This window comes from Mycolicibacterium neworleansense (assembly GCF_001245615.1).
Taxonomy (GTDB): domain Bacteria; phylum Actinomycetota; class Actinomycetes; order Mycobacteriales; family Mycobacteriaceae; genus Mycobacterium; species Mycobacterium neworleansense.
Map to the genome: position 1 here is coordinate 1,581,009 of NZ_CWKH01000001.1, position 21,689 is coordinate 1,602,697.

The window sequence follows — 21,689 nt, forward strand, 5'->3', positions numbered from 1 at the left end:
CCTCCTGATTCGGCACTCACCGGCAACGGGTGAAGTATCCGCCCTAACCTATGTGCAACGGGTCGATTTGGATACGACATGGTTGCTGATCCTTGCGCGCACTGAGCACCGCGGTGGCCCGGCGCAGGGCGGCGGCCAACTCCAGTCCCCCGTCGCGGGGCACCCGGACCAGCATGCGGTTCACCTCGGCGTCGGACGCAAGCCCGGGTGGGCGGCGGGCGCCCACGGGTAGTTCCACCGGCCCGAGGATTTCCGCGACATCCGGTAGCCGTGCCGTTTCGAGCAGTGCCTCGACCGCCGTCGTCGTGCCGTCGATGGCTGCCATGTGCACCGCCGGCGGCAGGCCCACCTCACCGCGCCCGTCGAGTTCGGCGTCGGCGTGCCCCACCGGATCCCACCGGATGAGCGCCTGCACGGTGGAGATGGCCGACTCCGCCACCACGGCGACCACGCCACCGTCGGTGCGTGGCCGGACCAGGGCCGCCGCGGCCATCCACCGGCGCAGCGTGTCCTCGGCGGCGCGCAGGTCCTGCCGGCCCAGCAGCGCCCAGGCGTCGAGCAGCAGTGCCGCGCCGTAACCGCCTTCGGCGATCGGCTCGGCGCCGGGTGTGCTGACCACCAGGGCCGGGCCGGCCCCCACCGCACCGAGCACCGCGTCGCCGCCCGAGGTGATCACCGACGTGCCGGGAAACGCCCGGCCCAACTCTTCCGCGGTCCGGCGGGCACCCACCACGACCGCTCGCACCGCATCCGAACCACAACGCGCACAACGCAACGCGGGTTCGGCGCGGCCACACCACCGGCATTCCGCGGCGGCGCTCCCCCGGTCCGGCAGGGCCAGCGGGCCGGTGCAGTGCCTGCAGCGGGTCACGGCCCGGCACCGCGCGCAGGCCAGTGCCGGCACGTACCCGCGCCGCGGAACCTGGATGAGCACCGGATGTTCGGCCTGCAGCGCCGACCGGGCAGCCTGCAGCGCCATCGACGGCAGCCGGGCGGTGTGGGCGGCCGGATCGCGTTCCTGGGCGTACCCGCTGTCCTCCAGCGCGACCACCCGGGGTGCGGCGGCCCGGACCACCGGCCGGGGTGCCACCACGTCGTGCGCCCAGCGGGTCCGCACCAGGGCCTGCGCCTCGGCGGTCCGCGCGTAACCGCCGATGATCGCGGAGCACCGCAGCTGATGGGCGCGCAGCATGGCGACCTCGCGGGCATGCGGATAGGGGGCCCGCGGTTCGGCGAGGTTGTCGTCGCCGTCGTCCCACACCAGGACCAGCCCGAGGTTGGCCACCGGCGCGAATACCGCGCTGCGGGTGCCGATCACCAGTTGGGCCTGGCCCCGCAGCACCGCCAGCCAGCGGCGGTAGCGGGCCGAGGGGCCCAGCCCGGCCGACAACGCGACCACCCGCGACTCCGGTACCCGTTCGGCGGACGCGGCGTACAAGGCATCCACGTCACGCTGATCGGGCACCACCGCCACCACGCCCAGGCCCGCATTGACCGCCACCGCGGCCGCTTCAGCCAGCCGGTGCGCCCAGTTCTCCCCGGGCAAGGCCTGCCACACCGCTCGAGCCGCCCGGCCCTCGGCGACCGCGGTCAGGAACTGTTCGCCGCGACCGTAACGAGCCCAGGCGCTGGTATCGACGGGCCCGGTCGAGATCGGTTCCGGCTCGTCGGGAGTCTGCTTCTCGACCCTGGCATGGCGTGGCGGCACCGCCAGGCGCAAAACATCCGCGCGGGTGCCGGCGTAGCGCGCGGCGACCGCGTCGACGAGCCGACGGACCTCCGGGGTGAGCACCGGCTCGGGCGAGACCACCCGGTCGAGCCAGCCCAGCTTCCCGGTGTGGTCGGTATCGGATCGTCGCTCCAGCAGGTACGCGTCGACCAGCCTGCCGTTGAAGCGCACCCGGACTCGCACGCCGGGCTGGGCGTCGTCGGATTGCTCCTCGGACACCAGATAGTCGAACTCCCGGTCCAGGTGCGGGACCGTGAGAAGGGGAAGCACCCGCGCGATGGGCTCATGCTCGGCGGCGCGGCGGGTGATCGTCACTGCCCAGCTTTAGCAGACTTGTCTGACGCCCGGCCGAAGAACAGACCCGCCGTGATCAACAGCAGCGACGTCGCGTACGCCCACCAGATCGGCACGGCGAGCAGCTGATCGCCCCGCACGAACTGGCTGATGCCGATCATGGAGTCCGACACCGCGAAACACACGGCGCCGGCCGCGGTCCACGGTGTGGGCAGCCGGGCCAGCAACGCCGTGCACACCATGGCGCCGAGCACCCCGATGTAGGCGACCACCGGAACGGCCATACCCTGCTCGATGAGACGGGGCCAGAACCAGGTCAGCAGCGCCAGGCAGGCCAGGACGGTGAGCGCCACGGCGATCAGCCGCGGCGTCGATCGGCGCGCCAGTGGCACCAGCGCGCCCAGGAAGCACAGGTGCGCGACCAGGAACGCGGCCAGCCCCAGCACGAAGGACGGCTGCCACCACGGGATGGCGAGCAGGAAGTCACCGAGGGCGGAGAACACCAGCGCACCGACCAGCCAGCGGCGTTCCCGCACGATCGGGTGTGACCAAGCGGCTGCCGCCAGCAACAGCGCTGGCAGCGCCTTGACGGCGGGTTGGGCGAAGAACTGGCCGGTGAGGTCGGAACCGGCCGGCAGCCTCAAAGCCACCACGAGGAGAAACAGGCCGTAAGCCGCGCCGATGACCGCGGCGGTGCCCCACAACCACACCGTCCGGCGAGGTGCGTACGGTGGCGGAATGTCCGTTGCTGATGAGAAACCGGCTGTCGATGCCATTCTGCAGAAGGTACTGGAGGCAGTGCCGTTCCAACTATCCACTGACATCGGTGTCGAGGAGGCCCGACGCCAGTTCAGTGAGATTCCGCGGCTACCGGTCCATCCCGACGTGAAAACTGAGGACCGTGAGGTCCCCGGGCCGGCCGGCCCGGTCCCGGTGCGGATATACCGTCCACCTACCGCCGACGGCACGACGATGCCGGTCGTGGTGTTCATCCACGGTGGCGGCTGGGCGCTGGGTGACCTGGACAGTTACGACGGCACCGCGCGCCAGCATGCCGTGGCCGCCGACGCGGTCGTGGTGTCGGTGGACTACCGGCTGGCTCCGGAACACCCGTACCCCGCCGCGGTCGACGACGTGTGGGCGGTGACGCAGTGGGTCGCCGCCAATGCCGCCGAACTCGGCGTCGACGCCACCCGGATGGCTGTGGCCGGGGATTCGGCGGGCGGCAACCTGAGTGCGGTCGTGGCACTGCTGGCGCGTGACGCAGGCCTTCCCGGGCTGCTTTTCCAGTTGCTCTGGTACCCGGCCACGACGTGGGACACCAGCCTGCCGTCGTTCAAAGAGAACGCCACGGCGCCGATCCTCGGACTCGACGCCGTCACCGGGTTCTCCCGCTGGTACGCCGGTCACGTCGATCTGTCCGACCCGCCGGCCACGCTGGTGCCGGCCCGCGCGGCCGACCTGTCCGGCCTCGCACCGGCCTACATCGCGGTCGCCGGGCACGACCCGTTGCGCGATGACGGCATCCGCTACGCCGAATTGCTGGGTGCCGCAGGTGTGCCGGTGCAGCTGGACCACGCCGAGACTCTGGTGCACGGCTACCTCGGCTATGTCGGTGTGGTCCCGGCGACTACCGAGGCATTCGATAGGGCGATGGCCGCACTGCGGGAGGCACTGCACGGCTGACGCTGTTCGTCATCGAGATCGGCCACCTTGCGGCCGAGACCACGCACTGGGCGCCACGCCGTGCCAGCGTTTGAAGGCGTGGCAGAACGTCGAGGTCTCGGTGTAGCCGAGCCGGCGGGACACCTCATCGACGGTCAGCCCGACGTTGCACAGCAGGTCGCGGGCGAGCGCCGACCGCGCCTCGTTCACCAGCGCACGGAATGACGTGCCCTCCTCGGCCAACCGCCGTCGCAACGTGCGCGGATGCATGTCGAGCTCGGCAGCCACCTCGGGCAGGGCCGGGAACTGCCCGGAATCGCGAAAGAGCTTGCTGCGCACCACGGCAGTGATGCCGCGACGGTGCTCGTAACGCTGCATCAGCGCATCGCACTGGGCGATACACAGCTCAAGGGTGTAGGGATCGGCTTGCGGCAGCGGCTCGTCGAGCATGGCGCGGGGAAAGTGCAACCGGGAGTGGGCACGGCCGAACTCCACGTTCGGCAACGGCATCAACGTCAGGATCGGCTGGAGCACTTCCTCGTCGATCGACACTTCGGCCGATATCCGGTCGGCGTACTGCGCTACCACCGGATAGGCGAAACTGGCTGTGGTAGCGATGATTCCGGCGATGTCCCGTTCGATGAAGAAGTGCTGGACATCGCTGGGAAGGTGTCCTGCGTTGAGTTCCAGCACGCAGTCCTCGACGCCCTCGAACAACTGCAGATCGATCTGCAGGGTGGTCAGCGCGAAGTAACGCATCCCGATACTGAACAGTTCGCGCAGCGTCGCGCAGGACATGACCGCGAACCCGAACAGACCCATGTGCGTCAGGGCCGACCGGCCCCCGACGTCGATACCCAGTCCGGGCCCGTCGGGTAACTCGGCCTGCAGGTGACGAACGGCCAGGATCTCGTCGTGAGCGCTGATCACACCGTCGGGATCATCGAGATCCGCTGGGCTGACCCCGGTTCCGGCCAGGACCTGCCTGGCTGCCACGCCCCGTTCTCCGGCCACCTCGCACAGCACCCTGGTGGCGTGTATCGGATGGCAGACATCAGCCGACCACGTTGATCGTGAGATCGATCCTGACTTGGCCATTGGATCCGCCCTCAGCCGCTGTCCCAAAATCCCAACTCTGTGTCCGATAGTCCCATTCCTCGCCGGTTCTGTCACTCATACGCTGGATTCATGGCGGCGCCGGCGGCACGACTGAACACGTGGACGATGACCCGCGAGGCCATCACGGTCGGATTCAGCACCGACGGTGGCTTCCTGGCCCGGACCCAGGGCCGCAATATCACCCGGTTCCGTTGTGCAGGAAGACGTTTCGTTTCGATTGCACATCCCGATTACGTCGACCACGTTCTGCACCGAGCGCTCCTTCGCTACGTCAAATCCAACGAGTACGAGCCGATTCGGGCCGCGGCGGGCATCAACCTCCTGACGGACGAAGGCGACTCCTGGGCCGGCCACCGTGCCGCGCTGAACCCGACCTTCGCGCGCCGTCATCTCAACACGCTCGTCGACCTTATGATCGACCCGATCGAGCGGGCGACGAACGAGCTCACCGAACAGGGTGAGGGTGTGCAGTTCGACATGCACGCGGCCATGGTGGAAACCACCCTGCGAGTGGTCTCCAATGCGTTGTTCAGCCAAGACTTCGGCCCGATCGTGCACAGCATGCGAGATCTCACGACCCGGGGTCTGCGGCGCACCGAACTGCTCGGCAGGCTCGGACTGTTGGGCTTGCTGCGCCGCCCCTTCTACGACGCGATGGCATCGAGCACGTTCTCCGGAATCCGCCTGCCTCCGCCGCTGCGCGAAGGCCAGCGGATCGCCCTGGCCCTGGATGCCGCGGTGAACACCGTGCTCGACGATCGCATCGCCCACCCCACAGAGTCGGCCGACCTGCTCAACGTGTTGTTCGGCGCCGACGACGCGAGCTGGCCCCGCCAACGCGTCCGGGACGAGGCGCTGACCTTCATGCTCGCCGGGCACGAGACCACTGCCAACGCGATGTCGTGGTTCTGGTACCTGATGGCACTCCATCCCGACGCCCGCGACCGGATGCTGGCCGAGGTGGATGACGTGGTCGGGGCACGCCGTCCGACGGCCGCCGACCTGACCCGGTTGCCGTGGACCACCGCATGCCTGCAGGAGTCGCAGCGGTTCTACTCCGCGGTGTGGATCATCGCGCGCGAGGCCGTCGAGCCCGACGACATCGGCGGCCACCACATCCGCCCCGGTACAACCGTCATCATCCCGATCCACCAGATCCACCACGACGAGCGATGGTGGCCCGACCCGGAAACCTTCGACCCCAACCGATTCCTGGGCGAGACACCCAAGAATCGCCCACGTTCGGCCTACCTGCCGTTCGGCGGCGGACGCCGGATCTGCATCGGACAGAGTTTCGCCCTGATGGAGATGGTGCTGCTCGCCGCGATCATGAGCCAGCGCTTCGTGTTCGACCTCGACCCTGGTTACTCGGTGGAGTTGGAGGCTACGTTGACATTGAGACCCAAACACGGCGTCCACATGGTCGGACGCAGCCGGGAGGTGGCTTGATGCCCGACTTTCACACGCTCATCGTCGGCGCCGGATTTTCCGGCATCGGCGCCGCCATCGCCATGGACAAGGCCGGCCTGCACGACTACCTGATCCTGGAAGCAGGCGACGGAGCCGGCGGCACCTGGTTCTGGAACACCTATCCCGGTGTGGCCGTGGATATTCCGTCGTTCTCCTACCAGTTCTCCTTCGAGCAGTCACGACAATGGTCGCGTACCTACGCTCCCGGCAGCGAACTGCGCAACTATGCCGACAACTGCGTCGACAAATACGGCCTGCGGCCCCGGATCCGGTTCAACACCACCGTCACCCGCGCGGTCTTCGACGACGACGAGGACCTGTGGCGACTCGAGCTGGACTCCGGAGACACGCTCACGGCCCGGTTCCTGGTCAATGCCAGCGGTGTGCTGACCATCCCGAAGCTCCCCGAGATCGACGGCGTCGACTCCTTCGGTGGGGTCACCGTGCACACGGCCCGGTGGGACCACACCGTGGATCTGGCGGGCAAACGCGTCGCGATCATCGGCACCGGCGCCTCCGCCGTGCAGGTGATCCCCGAGATCGCGTCGAAGGTCAAGCAGCTCACCGTGTTTCAGCGCACCCCCATCTGGTGCTTCCCGAAGTTCGACGTGCCGATCCCGCCGATCGCACGCCGGCTGATGCGACTGCCCGGCGGCCGCACCCTGCACCGGCTGATCAGCCAGGCCTACGTGGAGTTCACGTTCCCGCTGGCCGCGCAGTACTTCACGATCAACCCGTTCGCCAAGCGTGCCGGCGCAGCCGGGCGGGCCTACCTCCGCCAACAGGTGCGCGATCCGGAAGTCCGCGACAAGCTCACACCGCGGTATGCGGTGGGATGTAAGCGGCCCGGCTTCCACAACACCTATCTGGCCACATTCAACCGGGACAACGTGCGACTGGTCACCGAACCGATCGACAAGATCACCGGTTCGGGTGTCGCGACCACCGATGGCGAGAGCCACGACGTCGACGTGCTCATCCTGGCCACCGGCTTCAAGGTGATGGACGTCGACGCACTGACCTTCGAGATCGTGGGGTCGGGCGGGCAGTCACTGAGCGAGTTCTGGAACGAGCACCGAATGCAGGCCTACGAGGGTGTCAGCGTTCCCGGGTTCGCGAACTTCTTCTCAGTGATGGGCCCGTACGGCTACGTCGGATCCTCGTATTTCGCATTGATCGAGGCGCAGACCCACCACCTGGTGCGCTGCATCGCCCAGGCCAACCGCCGCTCGGCCCGCCGCGTCGAGGTCCGCGCGGAGGCCAACGACCGGTATTTCGCCGAGATGATGCGTAAGCGTCACCGCCAGATCTTCTGGCAGGACAGCTGCAACCTGGCCAACAGCTATTACTTCGATCGCAACGGGGACGTGCCATTGCGGCCGGCCAGCACCTTGGAGGCCTACTGGCGCAGCCGCCGCTTCCCGCTGGAGGATTACGCGTTCAGTTCCTGACACCGGGAACACCCACCACAACGCTACGGTCGCTCCGCCCCGGCGATCACGACCATGGCGTTGATCTCGCGGCGATGCTGCCCGGGAAACACAACAGCCCCCGATCAGCGATCGGGGGCTGTTGGCAAGAAAAGCTAGACCGAGGCCTTCAGGTCGTCGACCTTGTTGAGCTGCTCCCAGGGCAGTTCGATGTCGGTGCGCCCGAAGTGGCCGTAGGCCGCGGTCTGGGCGTAGATCGGCCGCAGCAGGTCCAGGTCGCGGATGATCGCGCCGGGACGCAGATCGAACACGCTGCTGATGGCCTTCTCGATGCGGGCCGGGTCGACGGTCTCGGTGCCGAAGGTCTCGACGAACAGGCCGACCGGGGCCGCCTTGCCGATCGCGTAGGCCACCTGGACCTCGACCCGCTCCGCCAGGCCGGCGGCGACGACGTTCTTGGCCACCCAGCGCATCGCGTACGCGGCCGAACGGTCCACCTTTGACGGGTCCTTGCCGGAGAAGGCGCCGCCGCCGTGGCGGGCCCAGCCGCCGTAGGTGTCGACGATGATCTTGCGGCCAGTCAAGCCGGCGTCACCCATCGGCCCGCCGAGCACGAACTTGCCGGTCGGGTTGACCAGCAGGCGGAAGTCGGAGGTGTCCAGCGTCTCGTGGTTGAGATCGGCCAGCACCGTGTTGACGACCTTCTCGCGGATGTCCGGGGTCAGGGTGGCGTCGAGGTCGATGCCGTCGGCGTGCTGGGTGGACAACACCACGGTGTCCAGCCGCACCGGGGTCCGGCCGTCGTACTGGATGGTGACCTGGGTCTTGCCGTCCGGGCGCAGGTAGTCCAGCACGCCGTTCTTGCGGACCTCGGTCAGCCGCCGCGACAGCCGGTGGGCCAGCGCGATGGGCAGCGGCATCAGCTCGGGGGTGTCGCCGATGGCGTAGCCGAACATCAGGCCCTGGTCGCCGGCGCCCTGGGCGTCCAGCGGATCGGCCGCACCCTCGACGCGCGCCTCGTGGGCGGTGTCCACGCCCTGGGCGATGTCAGGCGACTGCGCGCCGATCGCGATGTTCACGCCGCACGAGGCACCGTCGAAACCCTTGGTCGACGAGTCGTAGCCGATCTCCAGGATGCGGTCGCGCACGATCTTCGGGATGTCGGCGTAGGCCGAGGTGGTGACCTCGCCGGCGACATGCACCTGGCCGGTGGTCACCAGGGTCTCGACTGCGACCCGCGACTTCGGATCCTGCTCCAGCAGCGCGTCGAGCACCGAGTCGCTGATCGCATCACAGATCTTGTCGGGGTGTCCTTCGGTTACCGACTCACTGGTAAACAGGCGACCTTGGCTCACGGTCTGCTTCCTTCCTTGACGATCTGAAAAGTTCTCAGTCTCAAAACTACTTAGTTAGGCGAATGATATCTAGGCCCTGTTGCACCCAAGCGCAGCGGACGCCGATGCGCAACCCTTATCCGCACCTTGATGCGTACGTCGGATCACCCGTCCTGCTTGCCCAGAAATGCCGCAATCGCGTCCACGATACGGGTGGCCATCAGAGTCTTCGAACCGTGCTCGAGCGCGACCTCGGCGCCGTCGGCACTCAGCAACCAGCCGTCGTTGTTGTCGACCTCGAACGCCCGGTTGTCCCCGACCGCGTTCACCACCAGCAGATCGCAGCCCTTGCGCTGGAGTTTGGCCCTGGCGTGAAACAGCACATCGCCGTTCGCGTCGCCGGTCTCGGCCGCGAAGCCCACGATGGCCCGCATGTTCGGCAACTGCCCCTCGGCGCGCGCCCGCACCGCCCCGGCGAGTACATCGTCATTGCGGACGAGGTCGATGGAGCTGGGCTCGGAGGCGCCGCCCTTCTTGATCTTGCTGGTGGCCACCTGTGCGGGCCGGAAGTCGGCGACGGCCGCTGCCATCACCAGAACATTGGACTCGGGGGCGTACTTGGACACCGCATCGCGCAGTTGCGCGGCCGAACCGATGTGCACGACATCGACGCCGGCCGGATCGACCAGACCCGCGGTGTTACCCGCGACGAGCGTCACGTCGGCGCCGCGCTGGGCCAGGACCCGGGCCACGGCATATCCCTGCTTGCCGGAGCTGCGGTTGCCGATGAACCGGACCGGATCGAGGGGTTCGCGGGTTCCGCCGGCCGTCACCAGCGCCTTGACACCGGCCAGGTCGTAGGGCAGGGCGTCGCCACGCTCAAGCAGGAGCTGCGCGAAGGTGGCGATCTCCTCGGCCTCGGGTAGCCGCCCCGCGCCGCTGTCGGCCCCGGTGAGCCGTCCCGACGCCGGTTCCAGCACCACGGCGCCGCGGCGGCGCAAAGTGGCCACATTGTCGACGGTGGCCGGGTGGAACCACATCTCGGTGTGCATCGCCGGGGCGAACAGCACCGGACATCGCGCCGTCAAGAGCGTCGCGGTCAGCAGATCGTCGGCCCGGCCGGCCACCGCACGGGCCAGCAGATCGGCGGTGGCGGGTGCGACGACGACCAGATCGGCCTCCTGGCCGATCCGGACGTGCGGTACCTCGTGGACATCGGTGAAGACACCGGTGTGCACCGGATTGCCCGACAGGGCTTCGAACGTGGCGGCGCCGATGAACCGCAGGGCCGACTCGGTGGGCAACACGCGCACCGAGTGTCCGGCCTCGGTGAGTTGACGGACCAGGGTGCACGCCTTGTAGGCGGCAATGCCGCCGGCCACACCGACGACGATTCGCTTACCCGCGCTCACGTGCCCGGCCCTGGCCTGGCTACTCGCCGCCCTCGGTGTGCTCAAGCAGGTCCTCGTGGATCTCCCGCATCGCGATCGACAGCGGCTTCTCCTGCAGACCAGGCTCGACCAGCGGACCGACGTACTCGAGAATGCCGTCACCCAGCTGGTTGTAGTAGTCGTTGATCTGACGCGCCCGCTTGGCGGCGTAGATCACCAGCGCGTACTTGCTCGACGCGCGGTCCAGCAACTCGTCGATGGGCGGGTTGGTGATGCCCAACGGCGTGTCGTAGGCGCTGGCGGCGGACGAATCGATACCCAAGTCGTCCGCAGCGGCCAGCTGCGCGTCGGCGTGCGGGGTGCTCACGAAAAAGTCTCCTGGCGGTTATGGCGAATACGTTTGGCGAACAGCGTGCTGGTGGCTCGCGGACCCGATCGCGTCGGTCCCGGCACGGTGAGTCATCGGCTGTGCACCAGCAAGGATACCAATTCCGCGCATGCGGTATCCAACTGGCGGTTCACCACCACCTGGTCAAAGTCGGATCGGGCGGCCATTTCGGCCCGCGCCGTCTCCAATCGCCTGGCCATCACCTCGGGTGTCTCGGTCCCGCGGCCGGACAGCCGGCTGACCAGTTCGTCCCAGCTCGGCGGCGCCAGGAACACCGATACCGCCTCTGGCATGGCCTGCTTGACGGCGCGCGCCCCGGCCAGATCGACCTCGATCAGCACCGGGCGCCCGGCGCGGGTGGCCTCACGCACCGGCTGGGCCGGCGTCCCCGAGCGCTGCAGACCGCCGTGGATTTCAGCCCATTCCAGCAGCTCACCGTCATCGATGAGCTGTTGGAAACGCTCTTTGGACACGAATGTGTAGTCGACTCCGTCGACTTCGCCCGGTCGCGGTGCCCTGGTCGTGACCGAGACGGAGAAATACAGGTCGGGAAGCCGCTCCCGCAGACAACGGACCACGGTGGACTTCCCGACAGCGGAGGGACCGGACAACACGACGACCGGAGCCGTCGCTGTGTGTTGTCCGGCCCCTCTACCAGCGCTCAATGCGGGCGTCTCTACTGGTCGAACTTCTCCAGGAGGGCCTTGCGCTGACGATCACCGAGGCCGCGCAGACGGCGCGTCGGGGCGATCTCCAGCTCGGTCATGATTTCCTGCGCCTTGACCTTGCCGACCTTGGGCAGGGCCTCCAGCAGCGCGGAGACCTTCATCTTGCCCAAGACCTCATCGGTCTCGGCGTCGGTGAGCACCTGCTTGAGGTTGGTGCCGCCGCGCTTGAGTCGATCTTTGAGCTCGGCTCGCGCTCGACGTGCGGCAGCAGCCTTCTCCAACGCTGCCGCGCGCTGTTCGTCGGTCAACTGGGGAAGGGCCACGGGTTCCTCCGTCTCCTGGCGATTCTTCTTCGGCCATCTCTTGTTTTGTACGGCTGGAGTGCAAACCAGCCAGCGACGACGAACCTACCCACGCTGGCTGACGAAAGCGAACGCCACCCCCTGGTTACGACGCCAAAAGCCCAGCGTGTAGTGCGCGCACGCGACCGCCGGTTTCCTCCCGAAAACGCCGTCTGGCATCGCCCGCGACACCGGTTCTGGCCGGATATTCCTGCATGTCAATGGTTTTCGAGCGATCGACAGCTAACTACTGAGGCATGTGGCACCGGTTCGGACGACCCCGCACCCGGTTACCGCCGGGTATTCGAGAAAATTTTCGCTGGTCACGGCGTGTCGGGCGTGTCGGAGGCGGTTACGCGCACGTCAAGCGAGTGCGTTTGACGGCGCCCAGCCGACGCCTAATTGCCACATAGCGATTACACAGCTTGGCTAAATAGCCTCCCCTGGTCGGGTATCCATGACCCCCGAAGGGAAGCTGGACATGAACATCAAGCGTCTGACCTGCGCTTCTGTCGCCGCCATCGCTCTCGGAACCGCCACTTTGGCGGCGGGAGCCGGCGTGGCAACCGCCGCACCCGGGCAGCCGTGTGGTTTCGGCAACTGCCAGGGCCCGGGCGGACCGGGTGGACCAGGTGGCCCTGGTGGGCCGGGCGGATCCGACCGTCCCGGTGGCCCAGGAGGCCCAGGAGGGCCCGAACACCCCGGCGGGCCGGGTGGACCAGGCAGACCGGGTGGACCCGACCGTCCCGGCGGCCCAGGAGGCCCTGACGGCCACGGCTGGCCGGGTGGCCCGGGCGGTCCGGGCGGACCCGACCGTCCCGGTGGACCCGGTGGGCCCGGCGGCGGCCCGTGGGACAACCCTCCCCCACCTCCGCCCGACCTGGCCTGGCGTGGAATCGACCAGGGCCGCTTCGATCACCAGCCGTTCAACTACAACGGGCACTGGGTTTCGCCGTTCTTCAACCCGCAGTTCAACAACTGGGGCTTCTGGCTGTTCGGTATCTGGATTCCGCTGTGACCGGCTGTGCCGCAATCGATCTGGCAGTCAGCTCAGCGATCTGATTCTTCTCGACCGCTATCGCGACCCGGGCATGGCTTTCCATGCCCGGGTCGCGATAGCGCGGCAACCACAAACCAGACGTGGAAAACGGCGCAGGCCCACGCGCACAACGGCCCACGCGACAGACCGCGGACGCCGTCAGGCCAGGTAGGCGACCTCGTCGCGCAGCCGTTCGGCCGCCGCCCGCAGATCGGACACCGCCGGGCCGGCCCGCAGCACCTCACGAGACACCGTGGGTAGCACCAAATGGGCCCCACCGAATCCCCCCAGCGCATCGGCACGCCCGCCCTGGGCCCCCACCCCGGGTACCAACACCGGTCCGCCCAGCGCACTGAGATCGGGCAGTTCGGTCACCGTCGCCCCGACCACCACACCCACCGAGCCGATGCGGCCGCCCGAGGCGCGATTGACCGCGGCCACATCATCGACGACGGATTGCGCCACGGTGCGTGACCCGGCCATGGCGCGCTGGACGCTCGCGCCCTCCGGGTTCGAGGTGGCGGCCAGCACGAACACCCCACGACCCTGGGCCTCGGCGACATCCAGCAGCGGCGTCAACGACCCGAAGCCCAGATACGGCGAGGCTGTCACGGCGTCGGCCGCCAGCGGTGAGTCACCAGCCCAGGCGGCGGCATAGGCGGCCATGGTGGAACCGATGTCCCCGCGCTTGGCATCGGCGAGCACCAACACCCCGGCCTCACGCAAGGCCGCCATCGTGCGCTCCAGTACCGCGAAACCGGCCGAACCATAGGCCTCGAAGAAGGCCACCTGAGGCTTGACCATCGCGAAATCGGCGAAGGCCGCCACACAGATGTCACTGAACGCGGCCAGACCGTCGACATCGGTGGAAAGGCCCCACGCCTTCAGCAACTCCGGGTGAGGGTCGATACCGGGACACAGCGGCCCCCGCCGCGACACCGCGCCGGCCAGCCGCTGCCCGAATGCCTCCATCGTCAGTGCGATTCCAGCTCGCTGTGCAGTTCCTGCAGTGACATCACGCCGATATCGCCCCGAATGCCGGCCTCGATGCCCTGAACCGCGGCCGAGGCGCCCTGCACCGTCGTCACGCACGGAATGTTCATCGACACGGCGGCCGATCGGATCTCGTATCCGTCCACCCGCGGCCCGGAGTTTCCGTACGGCGTGTTGATGACCATGTCGACCTCGCCGGCCTTGATCACGTCGACCGCGGACGGACGGTCGCCGCCACCACTGGGTTGCTCGGAGTGCTTACGCACCTCATCGCAGGGAATCCCGTTGCGGCGCAGCATCTCTGCGGTGCCCTCGGTGGCCAGCACCCGGAATCCGAGATCCGCCAGCCGCTTGACCGGGAACACCAGCGAGCGCTTGTCGCGGTTGGCCACCGACACGAAGACGGTGCCCGAGGCCGGCAGCGATCCGTAGGCCGCGGTCTGGCTCTTGGCGAAGGCGGTACCGAAGTCGTGGTCGATGCCCATCACCTCGCCGGTCGACTTCATCTCCGGTCCGAGCAGCGAGTCGACCTGGGCGCCGTCCGCCCGGCGGAACCGGTGGAACGGCAGCACCGCTTCCTTGACCGCCACCGGGGCGTTGCGGGCGATGGTGGCCCCGTCGCTGTTCTTGTTCAGCAGACCTTCGGCCCGCAGCTCGGCGATGGTGGCACCCAGCATCACCCGGGCACAGGCCTTGGCCAGCGGCACCGCGGTGGCCTTGGAGACGAACGGCACCGTACGGCTGGCGCGCGGGTTGGCCTCCAGCACGTAGAGCACGTCGTCCTTGAGCGCGTACTGGACGTTGAGCAGGCCGACCACGCCGATGCCGTGGGCGATGGCCTCGGTGGCCCGGCGCACCGATTCGATGTCGCTGCGGCCCAGGGTCACCGGGGGCAGCGCGCAGGCCGAGTCACCGGAGTGGATTCCGGCCTCCTCGATGTGCTCCATGATCCCGCCGATGTAGACCTCGTTGCCGTCGCACAGCGCGTCGACGTCGATCTCGATCGCGTCTTCCAGGAATCGGTCGACCAGCACCGGGTGCTCGGGTGACAGCTGGGTGGCGCGGGCGATGTAGCCCTCCAGGGTCGCCTCGTCGTACACGATCTCCATGCCGCGGCCACCCAGGACATAGGAGGGACGCACCAGCACGGGATAGCCGATGTCGGAGGCGATCCGCCGGGCCTGCTCAAAGCTGGTGGCGGTGCCGAAGCGGGGCGCGGGCAGGCCCGCGTTGACCAGGACCTCGCCGAAAAGCCCACGGTCCTCGGCCAGGTCGATGGCGTCAGGTCCGGTGCCCACGATCGGGACCCCGGCCTCTTCCAGGCGCTTGGCCAGGCCCAGCGGCGTCTGGCCGCCGAGTTGCACGATCACACCGACGACGCCGGGGCCGGACCCGTCCTCGCCCTTACCCGAGGCGTCCTCGGCGTAGTAGACCTCCAGCACGTCCTCGAACGTGAGGGGTTCGAAGTACAACCGGTCGGCGGTGTCGTAATCGGTGGACACCGTCTCGGGGTTGCAGTTGACCATCACCGTTTCGAACCCGACAGCACTCAGCGTCGTCGCGGCATGCACGCAGCTGTAATCGAATTCGATGCCCTGACCGATCCGGTTCGGACCGGAACCCAGGATCAGCACCTTGGGCTTCTCGGTCTGCGGGGCGACCTCGGTCTCGGCAGCGGGGTCGAGTTCGTAGCTGCTGTAGTGATACGGCGTCTTGGCGTCGAACTCGGCCGCGCAGGTGTCGACGGTCTTGTACACCGGGTGAATTCCGAGCCGGCGGCGCAGCGCGCGCACGCCCGACTCGCCGGCCAGTTCCGGTCGCAGCGCGGCGATCTGGCGATCGGAGAGCCCGCTGTTCTTCCCCCGCCGCAGCAGTTCGGCATCGAGCACCGGCGCTTCCAGCAGCTCGACGCGCAGCGCGACCAGACCGGCGATCTGCTCGACGAACCACGGGTCGACGCCGGAGGCCTCGGCCACCTGCTCGACGCTGGCGCCCAGGCGCAGCGCGTGCTCGATGTCGTAGAGCCTGCCGTCCACCGGCGTGCGCAGGCCGGTCAGCAGCTGCTCGACCGTCACATCAGGGTCCGGGCCCGTCCAGAACCCGGCCCGGCTGGTCTCCAGGGAGCGCATGACCTTGCCGAGGGCCTCGATGAAGTTGCGGCCCAACGACATCGCCTCACCAACCGACTTCATCGTGGTGGTCAGGGTGGCGTCGGCGCCGGGGAACTTCTCGAACGCGAACCGCGGGGCCTTGACCACGACGTAGTCCAGTGTGGGCTCGAAGCAGGCCGGGGTTTCTTTGGTGATGTCGTTGAGGATCTCGTCGAGGGTGTAGCCGATGGCCAGCTTTGCCGCGATCTTGGCGATCGGGAAGCCGGTGGCCTTCGACGCCAACGCCGAGGACCGCGACACGCGCGGGTTCATCTCGATGACGATCAGCCGGCCATCGCGCGGGTCGATCGCGAACTGGATGTTGCAGCCACCGGTGTCGACGCCGACCTCACGCAGGATCGCGATGCCCAGATCGCGCATCTTCTGGTATTCGCGGTCGGTCAGCGTCATCGCCGGTGCCACGGTCACCGAGTCGCCGGTGTGCACGCCCATCGGGTCGAAGTTCTCGATCGAGCAGACCACCACGACGTTGTCGCGGCTGTCGCGCATCAGCTCAAGCTCGAATTCCTTCCATCCGTAGATGGATTCCTCGATCAGCACGTTGGCCGAAGGCGAGGCGGCCAAGCCATCGCCGGCCATCCGCTCGACGTCCTCGGCCGAGTACGCCATGCCGGATCCCAGCCCACCCATGGTGAAGGACGGGCGGACGACGACGGGCAGTCCCAAGTCGGCGACCGTCTCACGGACCTCGTCCATGGTGTAACACACGCGGCTGCGGGCGGATTCACCGCCGACCTTGGCGACGATGTCCTTGAACTTCTGCCGGTCCTCGCCGCGCTGGATGGCTTCGAAGTCTGCGCCGATCAGCTCGACGCCGTAGCGCTCCAGCACGCCGTTCTCGTGCAGGGCCACCGCGGTGTTCAGCGCGGTCTGCCCGCCGAGGGTGGCCAGCACGGCGTCGATCTTGTTGCCGCGCTCGGCCTGTTGGACGATGACCTTTTCGACGAACTCCCAGGTGATCGGCTCGACGTAGGTGTTGTCGGCGTACTCGGGGTCGGTCATGATGGTCGCCGGGTTCGAGTTGACCAGGCTGACCTGGATGCCCTCGGAACGCAGCACCCGGCAGGCCTGGGTGCCCGAATAGTCGAATTCGCAGGCTTGGCCGATGACGATCGGGCCGGACCCGATCACCAGCACGTGGTTGAGGTCAGAGCGACGTGGCATCTACTTCTCTCCTGCCATCAGGTCGACGAACTGGTCGAACAGGTATTCCGCGTCGTGTGGTCCGGCCGCGGCCTCGGGGTGGTACTGGACTGAGAACGCCCGGCCGTCAGCCAGCCGGATGCCCTCCACCACACCGTCGTTGGCGCAGGTGTGGCTGACCTCGGCTGAGCCGAACGGGGTATCGAAAACCTCGCCCTTCTCTCCTTCTAATGCGAAGCCGTGGTTCTGGGCGGTGATCGCAACCCGCCCGGTGATGTGGTCGATCACCGGAATGTTGATGCCGCGGTGGCCGAACACCATCTTGTAGGTGGACCGGCCCAGCGCCCGGCCCAGGATCTGGTTGCCGAAGCAGATGCCGAACAACGGGATTCCGGCGCCGAGCACCTCGCGGGTCACCGCGACGATGTGATCGGCGGTGGCCGGGTCACCGGGACCGTTGGACAGGAACACCCCGTCCGGTTTGAGATCGGCGATCTGATCGAAGGTCACCGACGACGGCAGCACGTGGCTGCGGATGCCGCGACGGGCGAAGTTGCGCGGGGTGTTGGTCTTGATACCGAGATCAACCGCGGCAACCGTGAACCGGTGGCCGCCTTCGGGTTCCACGATGTAGGAGCTCTCGGTGGTGACCTGGCCGGCCAGGTCCGCACCCAGCATCGAGGGCTGGTCGAGAACACGGGCCACCAGCTCGTCGACCGGGGCCAAGGCGGCACCGGAGAACACTCCGGCCTTCATCGACCCGCGCGTACGCAGGTGGCGCACCACCGCCCGGGTGTCGATCCCGGCGATGCCCACGATGCCCTGCCGGATCAGCTCGTCGTCGAGGGTTCCGCTGGCGCGCCAGTTCGACGCGCGCGGCGAGGGATCACGCACGGCGTAGCCGGCCACCCAGATCTTGTCGCCGCGGCTTTCGCCGTCCTCGGTGTTCCAGCCGGTGTTACCGATCTGCGGTGCCGTGGCGACCACGATCTGGCCGTGGTAGCTCGGGTCGGTGAGCGTTTCCTGGTACCCCGACATGCCGGTGGAGAACACCGCCTCACCGAGGGTCTGGCCGACCGCCCCGAACGTCGTACCGGTGAAGACGCGCCCGTCCTCGAGTACCAGGACCGCCTTTTCGTTGCTCTTGTTACTCGTCATGCCTCTTCCTCCAGCCAGCGGTCGTACTCTGCGCGATTGTCGGCGCGGAACCCGGTGTCGATCTCGGTGCCCGAGGGCAGCCGCCATCTGATGGCCAGAATTCCGTCGTAAGTCAGTGCCTTGCCTGCGATTCCGCGTTCGGTTCTGACCGCGGTGATCGATTCGGCGGGAATCCAGATGGGCCCGGCGCCGCTGCGCTGCATCATGATTCCCTCGGGATAGCGGGTCAGCACCGCCTTGGTGCGAAAGCCCAGGTCGCCCGCGGCGACCTTGTCGTTCCAGTGCGGCACCAGCGTGGTGCCGACATACATCCCCTTGGTGGCCGGGATCGTCGCCGCGCCGACGGTGTCGGGCAGCGACGGCAACGTGCCGATCAGCTGAGCCTGGCGTTGTGCGCGGTGCAACCAGCCCCGCATCATCTGGCGGATCAGGAAGGCGATCAGCACGGCCAGCACGGCCGCCAGCACCAGTGACGCGATCAGCGTGGGAGTGTTCACCGTGTCGATCCCGACTTGCCGTCGAGCGCGGTGATCTTGCCGCGCAGCAGGGTCACGGTCACCGTCGCGGGCAGCGTCATCGATTCGAAAGGCGTGTTGTCCGAGCGGCTGGCCAGCTCGTCGCCTTCCACCGTCCAGGTCGCGTCGGGATCGATCACCGTGAGGTTGGCCGGCTCCCCCACTGCCAGCGGCCGGCCCTGATCGGGCAGCCCGACGATGGCGGCGGGGGCCTCGCTCATCACTTTGGCGACACCGCGCCAGGTCAGCAGGCCGGGCCGCACCATGGTCTCGGCCACCACCGACAGCGCGGTCTGCAGACCGAGCATGCCCGGCCGGGCCACCGAGAATTCGCAGCACTTCTCGTGGTCGGCGTGTGGTGCGTGGTCGGTGGCCACGCAGTCGATGACCCCGTCGGCCAGGGCCTGGCGCAGCGCCTCGGCATCACTGGATTCCCGCAGCGGCGGGTTGACCCGGTTGCGACCGTCGTAGCTGGCCAGCCGGGTGTCGTCGAGCAGCAGGTGGTGCGGAGTGACCTCGGCAGTGATCGAAATACCCTGCGCCTTGGCCCATTTCAGCAGTTCCACGGTTCCGGCAGTGGAGGCGTGGCAGATGTGTACTCGCGCCCCGGCATCGCGGGCCAGGATCGCGTCACGGGCGACGATCGACTCTTCTGCCGAGCGCGGCCAGCCCGCCAGACCGAGCTTGGCCGCGTTGGGCCCTTCGTGGGCAACGGCGCCGACGGTCAGGCGCGGCTCTTCGGCGTGCTGGGCGATGAGCACCCCGAGTCCGGTGGCGTATTCCAGGGCCCGCCGCATCACCAGCGGATCGTGCACGCACAGCCCGTCATCGGAGAACATCCGCACCTGGCCGACACCGTCGGCCATCAGGCCCATCTCGGTGAGCTGCTTGCCTTCCAGGCCGACGGTGACCGCGCCGACCGGGTGCACATCGACCAGGCCCACCTGCTGGCCGCGGTTCCACACGTGATCGGTGATCACCACGGAGTCGGCGACGGGGTCGGTGTTGGCCATCGCGAACACCGCGGTGTAGCCACCCAGAGCGGCTGCTGCTGAACCGGTTTCGATGTCCTCGGCGTATTCGCGGCCCGGCTCGCGGAGATGCGTGTGCAGGTCGACGAAACCGGGCAGCATCACCTGGCCGGTGGCGTCGATCACCTCGGCGCCCTCGGGAGCCTTGAGCGCGGAACCGATCTCGGCGATCTGTCCGTCGGCGACCAGCACGTCGACTGCGTCGCCCTCGCCGTAGAGGCGTACCCCGCGGATGAGGACCGGCGGATTCGAGCCTGCGATGTGTGTCGTCATACGCTGATCGCCTCCCGATCCGCGCCCACCAGCAGATGGAACAGCACCGCCATCCGCACGTGGACTCCGTTTGAAACCTGTTGCAGAACAGCCGATTGCGATGAATCGGCGACCGGAAACGCGATCTCCATGCCGCGCAGCATCGGCCCGGGGTGCAGCACCACGGCGTTACCCGGCAGCATGGCCTGGCGCTTCTCCGAGAGTCCGTAACGCACCGAGTACTCGCGGGCGGACGGGAAGAACGCACCGTTCATCCGCTCGGCCTGGACCCGCAGCATCAGCACCGCGTCGGCGGCGGGCAGCTCGGCGTCCAGATCGTGCGACACCGTGACCGGCCATCCGGACACCCCGACGGGCAACAGCGTCGGTGGCGCCACCAGCACCACCTCGGCGCCCAGGGTGGCCAGCAGCGACACGTTCGACCGGGCCACCCGGCTGTGCAGCACGTCGCCGACGATCACCACGCGCTTGCCCTCGATGGAACCGAGCCGCTGACGGATGGTCAGGGCGTCGAGCAGGGCCTGGGTCGGATGCTCATGGGTCCCGTCGCCGGCGTTGATCACGCTGGGGCCGGCGCCGCCGTCCTCGGCGGTCCACTCCGCGAGTTGTTGTGCCGCACCGGAAGCGGGGTGGCGGATGATCAGGGCGTCGGCGCCGGCGGCGCGCAGGGTCAGCGCGGTATCGCGCAGCGACTCCCCCTTGGCCACCGAGGATCCCGACGAGCTGACGTTGATCACGTCGGCGCTCATCCACTTACCCGCGACCTCGAACGACACTCGGGTCCTGGTGGAGTTCTCGTAGAACATGGTGATGATGGTGCGGCCGCGCAACGTGGGCAGCTTCTTGACCTCACGGCCCAGCAGCGCCTCGCGGAACCGGTCCGCGTCGTCGAGGATCGCCGTCGCGTCATCCCGGCTCAGATCCGCTGCCGACAAGAGATGACGTGTCGTCACTTCGAGATCACCACCCCATCACGGTCATCATCCTCGGACAGCAGCACATGGACACTCTCGGTGCGCGAGGTCGGCACGTTCTTGCCGACGTAATCGGCCCGGATCGGCAGCTCCCGGTGGCCACGGTCGACCAGCACCGCCAGCTGCACCACCCGCGGCCGGCCGATGTCGCGCAGCGCGTCCAGCGCCGAGCGCACCGACCGCCCCGAGTACAGGACGTCGTCGACGAGGATCACCACGGCGTCGTCGATGCCACCGGGCGGGATCGACGTGGTCGCCAGGGGCCGCGGCGGCTTGAAGTTGAGGTCATCGCGGTAGAGCGTGATGTCCAGCGCCCCGACGGGCAACGCCACATCGGCGAACTCGTCGATCTTGGCGGCCAGGCGCGTGGCCAGCGTCACGCCGCGAGTGGGGATGCCGAGGAGAACGACCCGCTCGCGTTCGGCGGGATCGTCGAGAGCGGTCTTCTCGATGATCTGATGTGCGATCCGGGAAATGGTGCGGCCGACGTCCGCCGCAGACAACAATTCCCGGTCGGTACCTGAAGAGCCCATGAGCTGACCCTGACCTCCTTCTCCGCCTCT

The 21,689-nt window shown here is 68.0% G+C and carries 19 protein-coding genes; 4 read left to right on the forward strand and 15 right to left on the reverse strand.

The features are described from left to right. Positions 1-43: 43 nt before the first annotated feature. Positions 44-2,044, reverse strand: a complete 2,001-nt coding sequence (locus tag BN2156_RS07375; RefSeq protein WP_090511904.1) for a primosomal protein N' — start codon at positions 2,042-2,044, stop codon at positions 44-46. Further along, entirely contained in the window at positions 2,041-2,799 is a 759-nt protein-coding gene (locus BN2156_RS07380; RefSeq protein ID WP_162490753.1) for a lysoplasmalogenase, read from the reverse strand. The genes BN2156_RS07375 and BN2156_RS07380 overlap by 4 nt, the downstream gene beginning before the upstream one ends. On the opposite strand from BN2156_RS07380, the gene BN2156_RS07385 reads away from it, so the two are divergent. Beyond that, complete coding sequence (locus BN2156_RS07385) at positions 2,762-3,709, forward strand: alpha/beta hydrolase (protein ID WP_162490754.1); 948 nt, start codon at positions 2,762-2,764, stop codon at positions 3,707-3,709. The genes BN2156_RS07380 and BN2156_RS07385 overlap by 38 nt on opposite strands. A gap of 9 nt (positions 3,710-3,718) precedes the next feature. Here BN2156_RS07385 and BN2156_RS07390 read toward each other — a convergent pair whose 3' ends face one another. Beyond that, positions 3,719-4,786 carry an AraC family transcriptional regulator gene (locus BN2156_RS07390; RefSeq protein WP_090511907.1) on the reverse strand — a complete coding sequence of 356 codons (1,068 nt, stop codon included), beginning with the start codon at positions 4,784-4,786 and terminating at the stop codon, positions 3,719-3,721. 90 nt (positions 4,787-4,876) lie between these two features. Between BN2156_RS07390 and BN2156_RS07395 the strand changes: the two genes are divergently transcribed. Together BN2156_RS07395 and BN2156_RS07400 are read left to right on the forward strand one after the other, a co-directional pair. After that, positions 4,877-6,256 (forward strand): cytochrome P450, encoded by a 1,380-nt coding sequence (locus BN2156_RS07395; RefSeq protein ID WP_090511909.1) that lies wholly within the window; start codon positions 4,877-4,879, stop codon positions 6,254-6,256. Next, the gene (locus BN2156_RS07400; protein ID WP_090511913.1) at positions 6,256-7,728 is read left to right on the forward strand and encodes a flavin-containing monooxygenase; all 1,473 of its coding nucleotides are present in this window, start codon (positions 6,256-6,258) and stop codon (positions 7,726-7,728) included. Before BN2156_RS07395 ends, BN2156_RS07400 begins: the two co-directional genes overlap by 1 nt. Before the next feature lie 134 nt (positions 7,729-7,862). Here BN2156_RS07400 and metK read toward each other — a convergent pair whose 3' ends face one another. The 5 genes from metK to mihF all read right to left on the reverse strand — a co-directional run bounded on the left by metK (position 7,863) and on the right by mihF (position 11,811). Then, on the reverse strand, positions 7,863-9,062 hold the full coding sequence (gene metK, locus BN2156_RS07405) for a methionine adenosyltransferase (protein WP_090511915.1): 1,200 nt from the start codon (positions 9,060-9,062) through the stop codon (positions 7,863-7,865). A gap of 143 nt (positions 9,063-9,205) precedes the next feature. Further along, entirely contained in the window at positions 9,206-10,453 is a 1,248-nt protein-coding gene (gene coaBC, locus BN2156_RS07410; protein WP_090511918.1) for a bifunctional phosphopantothenoylcysteine decarboxylase/phosphopantothenate--cysteine ligase CoaBC, read from the reverse strand. 19 nt (positions 10,454-10,472) lie between these two features. After that, positions 10,473-10,799 carry a DNA-directed RNA polymerase subunit omega gene (gene rpoZ / locus BN2156_RS07415; RefSeq protein ID WP_036444461.1) on the reverse strand — a complete coding sequence of 109 codons (327 nt, stop codon included), beginning with the start codon at positions 10,797-10,799 and terminating at the stop codon, positions 10,473-10,475. Positions 10,800-10,891: 92 nt separating this feature from the next. After that, positions 10,892-11,485: a guanylate kinase gene (gmk, locus tag BN2156_RS07420; protein ID WP_090511920.1), complete on the reverse strand. Its 594-nt coding sequence runs from the start codon at positions 11,483-11,485 to the stop codon at positions 10,892-10,894. Positions 11,486-11,496: 11 nt separating this feature from the next. Further along, positions 11,497-11,811, reverse strand: coding sequence for an integration host factor, actinobacterial type (gene mihF, locus BN2156_RS07425; RefSeq protein ID WP_003880790.1), 315 nt, complete (start codon positions 11,809-11,811; stop codon positions 11,497-11,499). Between the two features lie 499 nt (positions 11,812-12,310). On the opposite strand from mihF, the gene BN2156_RS31065 reads away from it, so the two are divergent. Further along, entirely contained in the window at positions 12,311-12,847 is a 537-nt protein-coding gene (locus tag BN2156_RS31065) for a hypothetical protein (protein WP_220096215.1), read from the forward strand. A 180-nt stretch (positions 12,848-13,027) separates the two neighbouring features. On the opposite strand, the gene pyrF is transcribed toward BN2156_RS31065, so the two are convergent. From pyrF to pyrR, 7 genes are read right to left on the reverse strand one after another with little or no spacing between them, the layout of a single operon-like run. Next, on the reverse strand, positions 13,028-13,840 hold the full coding sequence (gene pyrF / locus BN2156_RS07435) for an orotidine-5'-phosphate decarboxylase (protein ID WP_090511925.1): 813 nt from the start codon (positions 13,838-13,840) through the stop codon (positions 13,028-13,030). Positions 13,841-13,842: 2 nt separating this feature from the next. After that, the gene (carB, locus tag BN2156_RS07440; protein WP_090511928.1) at positions 13,843-17,196 is read right to left on the reverse strand and encodes a carbamoyl-phosphate synthase large subunit; all 3,354 of its coding nucleotides are present in this window, start codon (positions 17,194-17,196) and stop codon (positions 13,843-13,845) included. Next, a complete protein-coding gene (gene carA / locus BN2156_RS07445) occupies positions 17,197-18,333 on the reverse strand; it encodes a glutamine-hydrolyzing carbamoyl-phosphate synthase small subunit (protein ID WP_090511930.1) in 1,137 nt (378 codons plus the stop codon). Then, the gene (locus BN2156_RS07450) at positions 18,330-18,830 is read right to left on the reverse strand and encodes a PH-like domain-containing protein (RefSeq protein WP_090511933.1); all 501 of its coding nucleotides are present in this window, start codon (positions 18,828-18,830) and stop codon (positions 18,330-18,332) included. Before BN2156_RS07450 ends, carA begins: the two co-directional genes overlap by 4 nt. Beyond that, positions 18,827-20,152, reverse strand: coding sequence for a dihydroorotase (locus BN2156_RS07455; protein WP_090511934.1), 1,326 nt, complete (start codon positions 20,150-20,152; stop codon positions 18,827-18,829). Before BN2156_RS07455 ends, BN2156_RS07450 begins: the two co-directional genes overlap by 4 nt. After that, positions 20,149-21,105, reverse strand: a complete 957-nt coding sequence (locus tag BN2156_RS07460) for an aspartate carbamoyltransferase catalytic subunit (RefSeq protein WP_090511937.1) — start codon at positions 21,103-21,105, stop codon at positions 20,149-20,151. Before BN2156_RS07460 ends, BN2156_RS07455 begins: the two co-directional genes overlap by 4 nt. Next, the gene (gene pyrR / locus BN2156_RS07465; RefSeq protein ID WP_090511939.1) at positions 21,102-21,659 is read right to left on the reverse strand and encodes a bifunctional pyr operon transcriptional regulator/uracil phosphoribosyltransferase PyrR; all 558 of its coding nucleotides are present in this window, start codon (positions 21,657-21,659) and stop codon (positions 21,102-21,104) included. The genes BN2156_RS07460 and pyrR overlap by 4 nt, the downstream gene beginning before the upstream one ends. Positions 21,660-21,689: the final 30 nt, after the last annotated feature.

Coding starts and splice junctions, on each gene's coding strand:
- BN2156_RS07390 (WP_090511907.1), bottom strand. CDS start 4,786: ATGGCCAAGTCAGGATCGATCTCACGATCAACGTGGTCGGCTGATGTC.
- carA (WP_090511930.1), bottom strand. CDS start 18,333: ATGACGAGTAACAAGAGCAACGAAAAGGCGGTCCTGGTACTCGAGGAC.
- BN2156_RS07400 (WP_090511913.1), top strand. CDS start 6,256: ATGCCCGACTTTCACACGCTCATCGTCGGCGCCGGATTTTCCGGCATC.
- BN2156_RS07380 (WP_162490753.1), bottom strand. CDS start 2,799: ATGGCATCGACAGCCGGTTTCTCATCAGCAACGGACATTCCGCCACCG.
- BN2156_RS07385 (WP_162490754.1), top strand. CDS start 2,762: ATGTCCGTTGCTGATGAGAAACCGGCTGTCGATGCCATTCTGCAGAAG.
- pyrF (WP_090511925.1), bottom strand. CDS start 13,840: ATGGAGGCATTCGGGCAGCGGCTGGCCGGCGCGGTGTCGCGGCGGGGG.
- BN2156_RS07395 (WP_090511909.1), top strand. CDS start 4,877: ATGGCGGCGCCGGCGGCACGACTGAACACGTGGACGATGACCCGCGAG.
- BN2156_RS07455 (WP_090511934.1), bottom strand. CDS start 20,152: ATGACGACACACATCGCAGGCTCGAATCCGCCGGTCCTCATCCGCGGG.
- pyrR (WP_090511939.1), bottom strand. CDS start 21,659: ATGGGCTCTTCAGGTACCGACCGGGAATTGTTGTCTGCGGCGGACGTC.
- carB (WP_090511928.1), bottom strand. CDS start 17,196: ATGCCACGTCGCTCTGACCTCAACCACGTGCTGGTGATCGGGTCCGGC.
- BN2156_RS31065 (WP_220096215.1), top strand. CDS start 12,311: ATGAACATCAAGCGTCTGACCTGCGCTTCTGTCGCCGCCATCGCTCTC.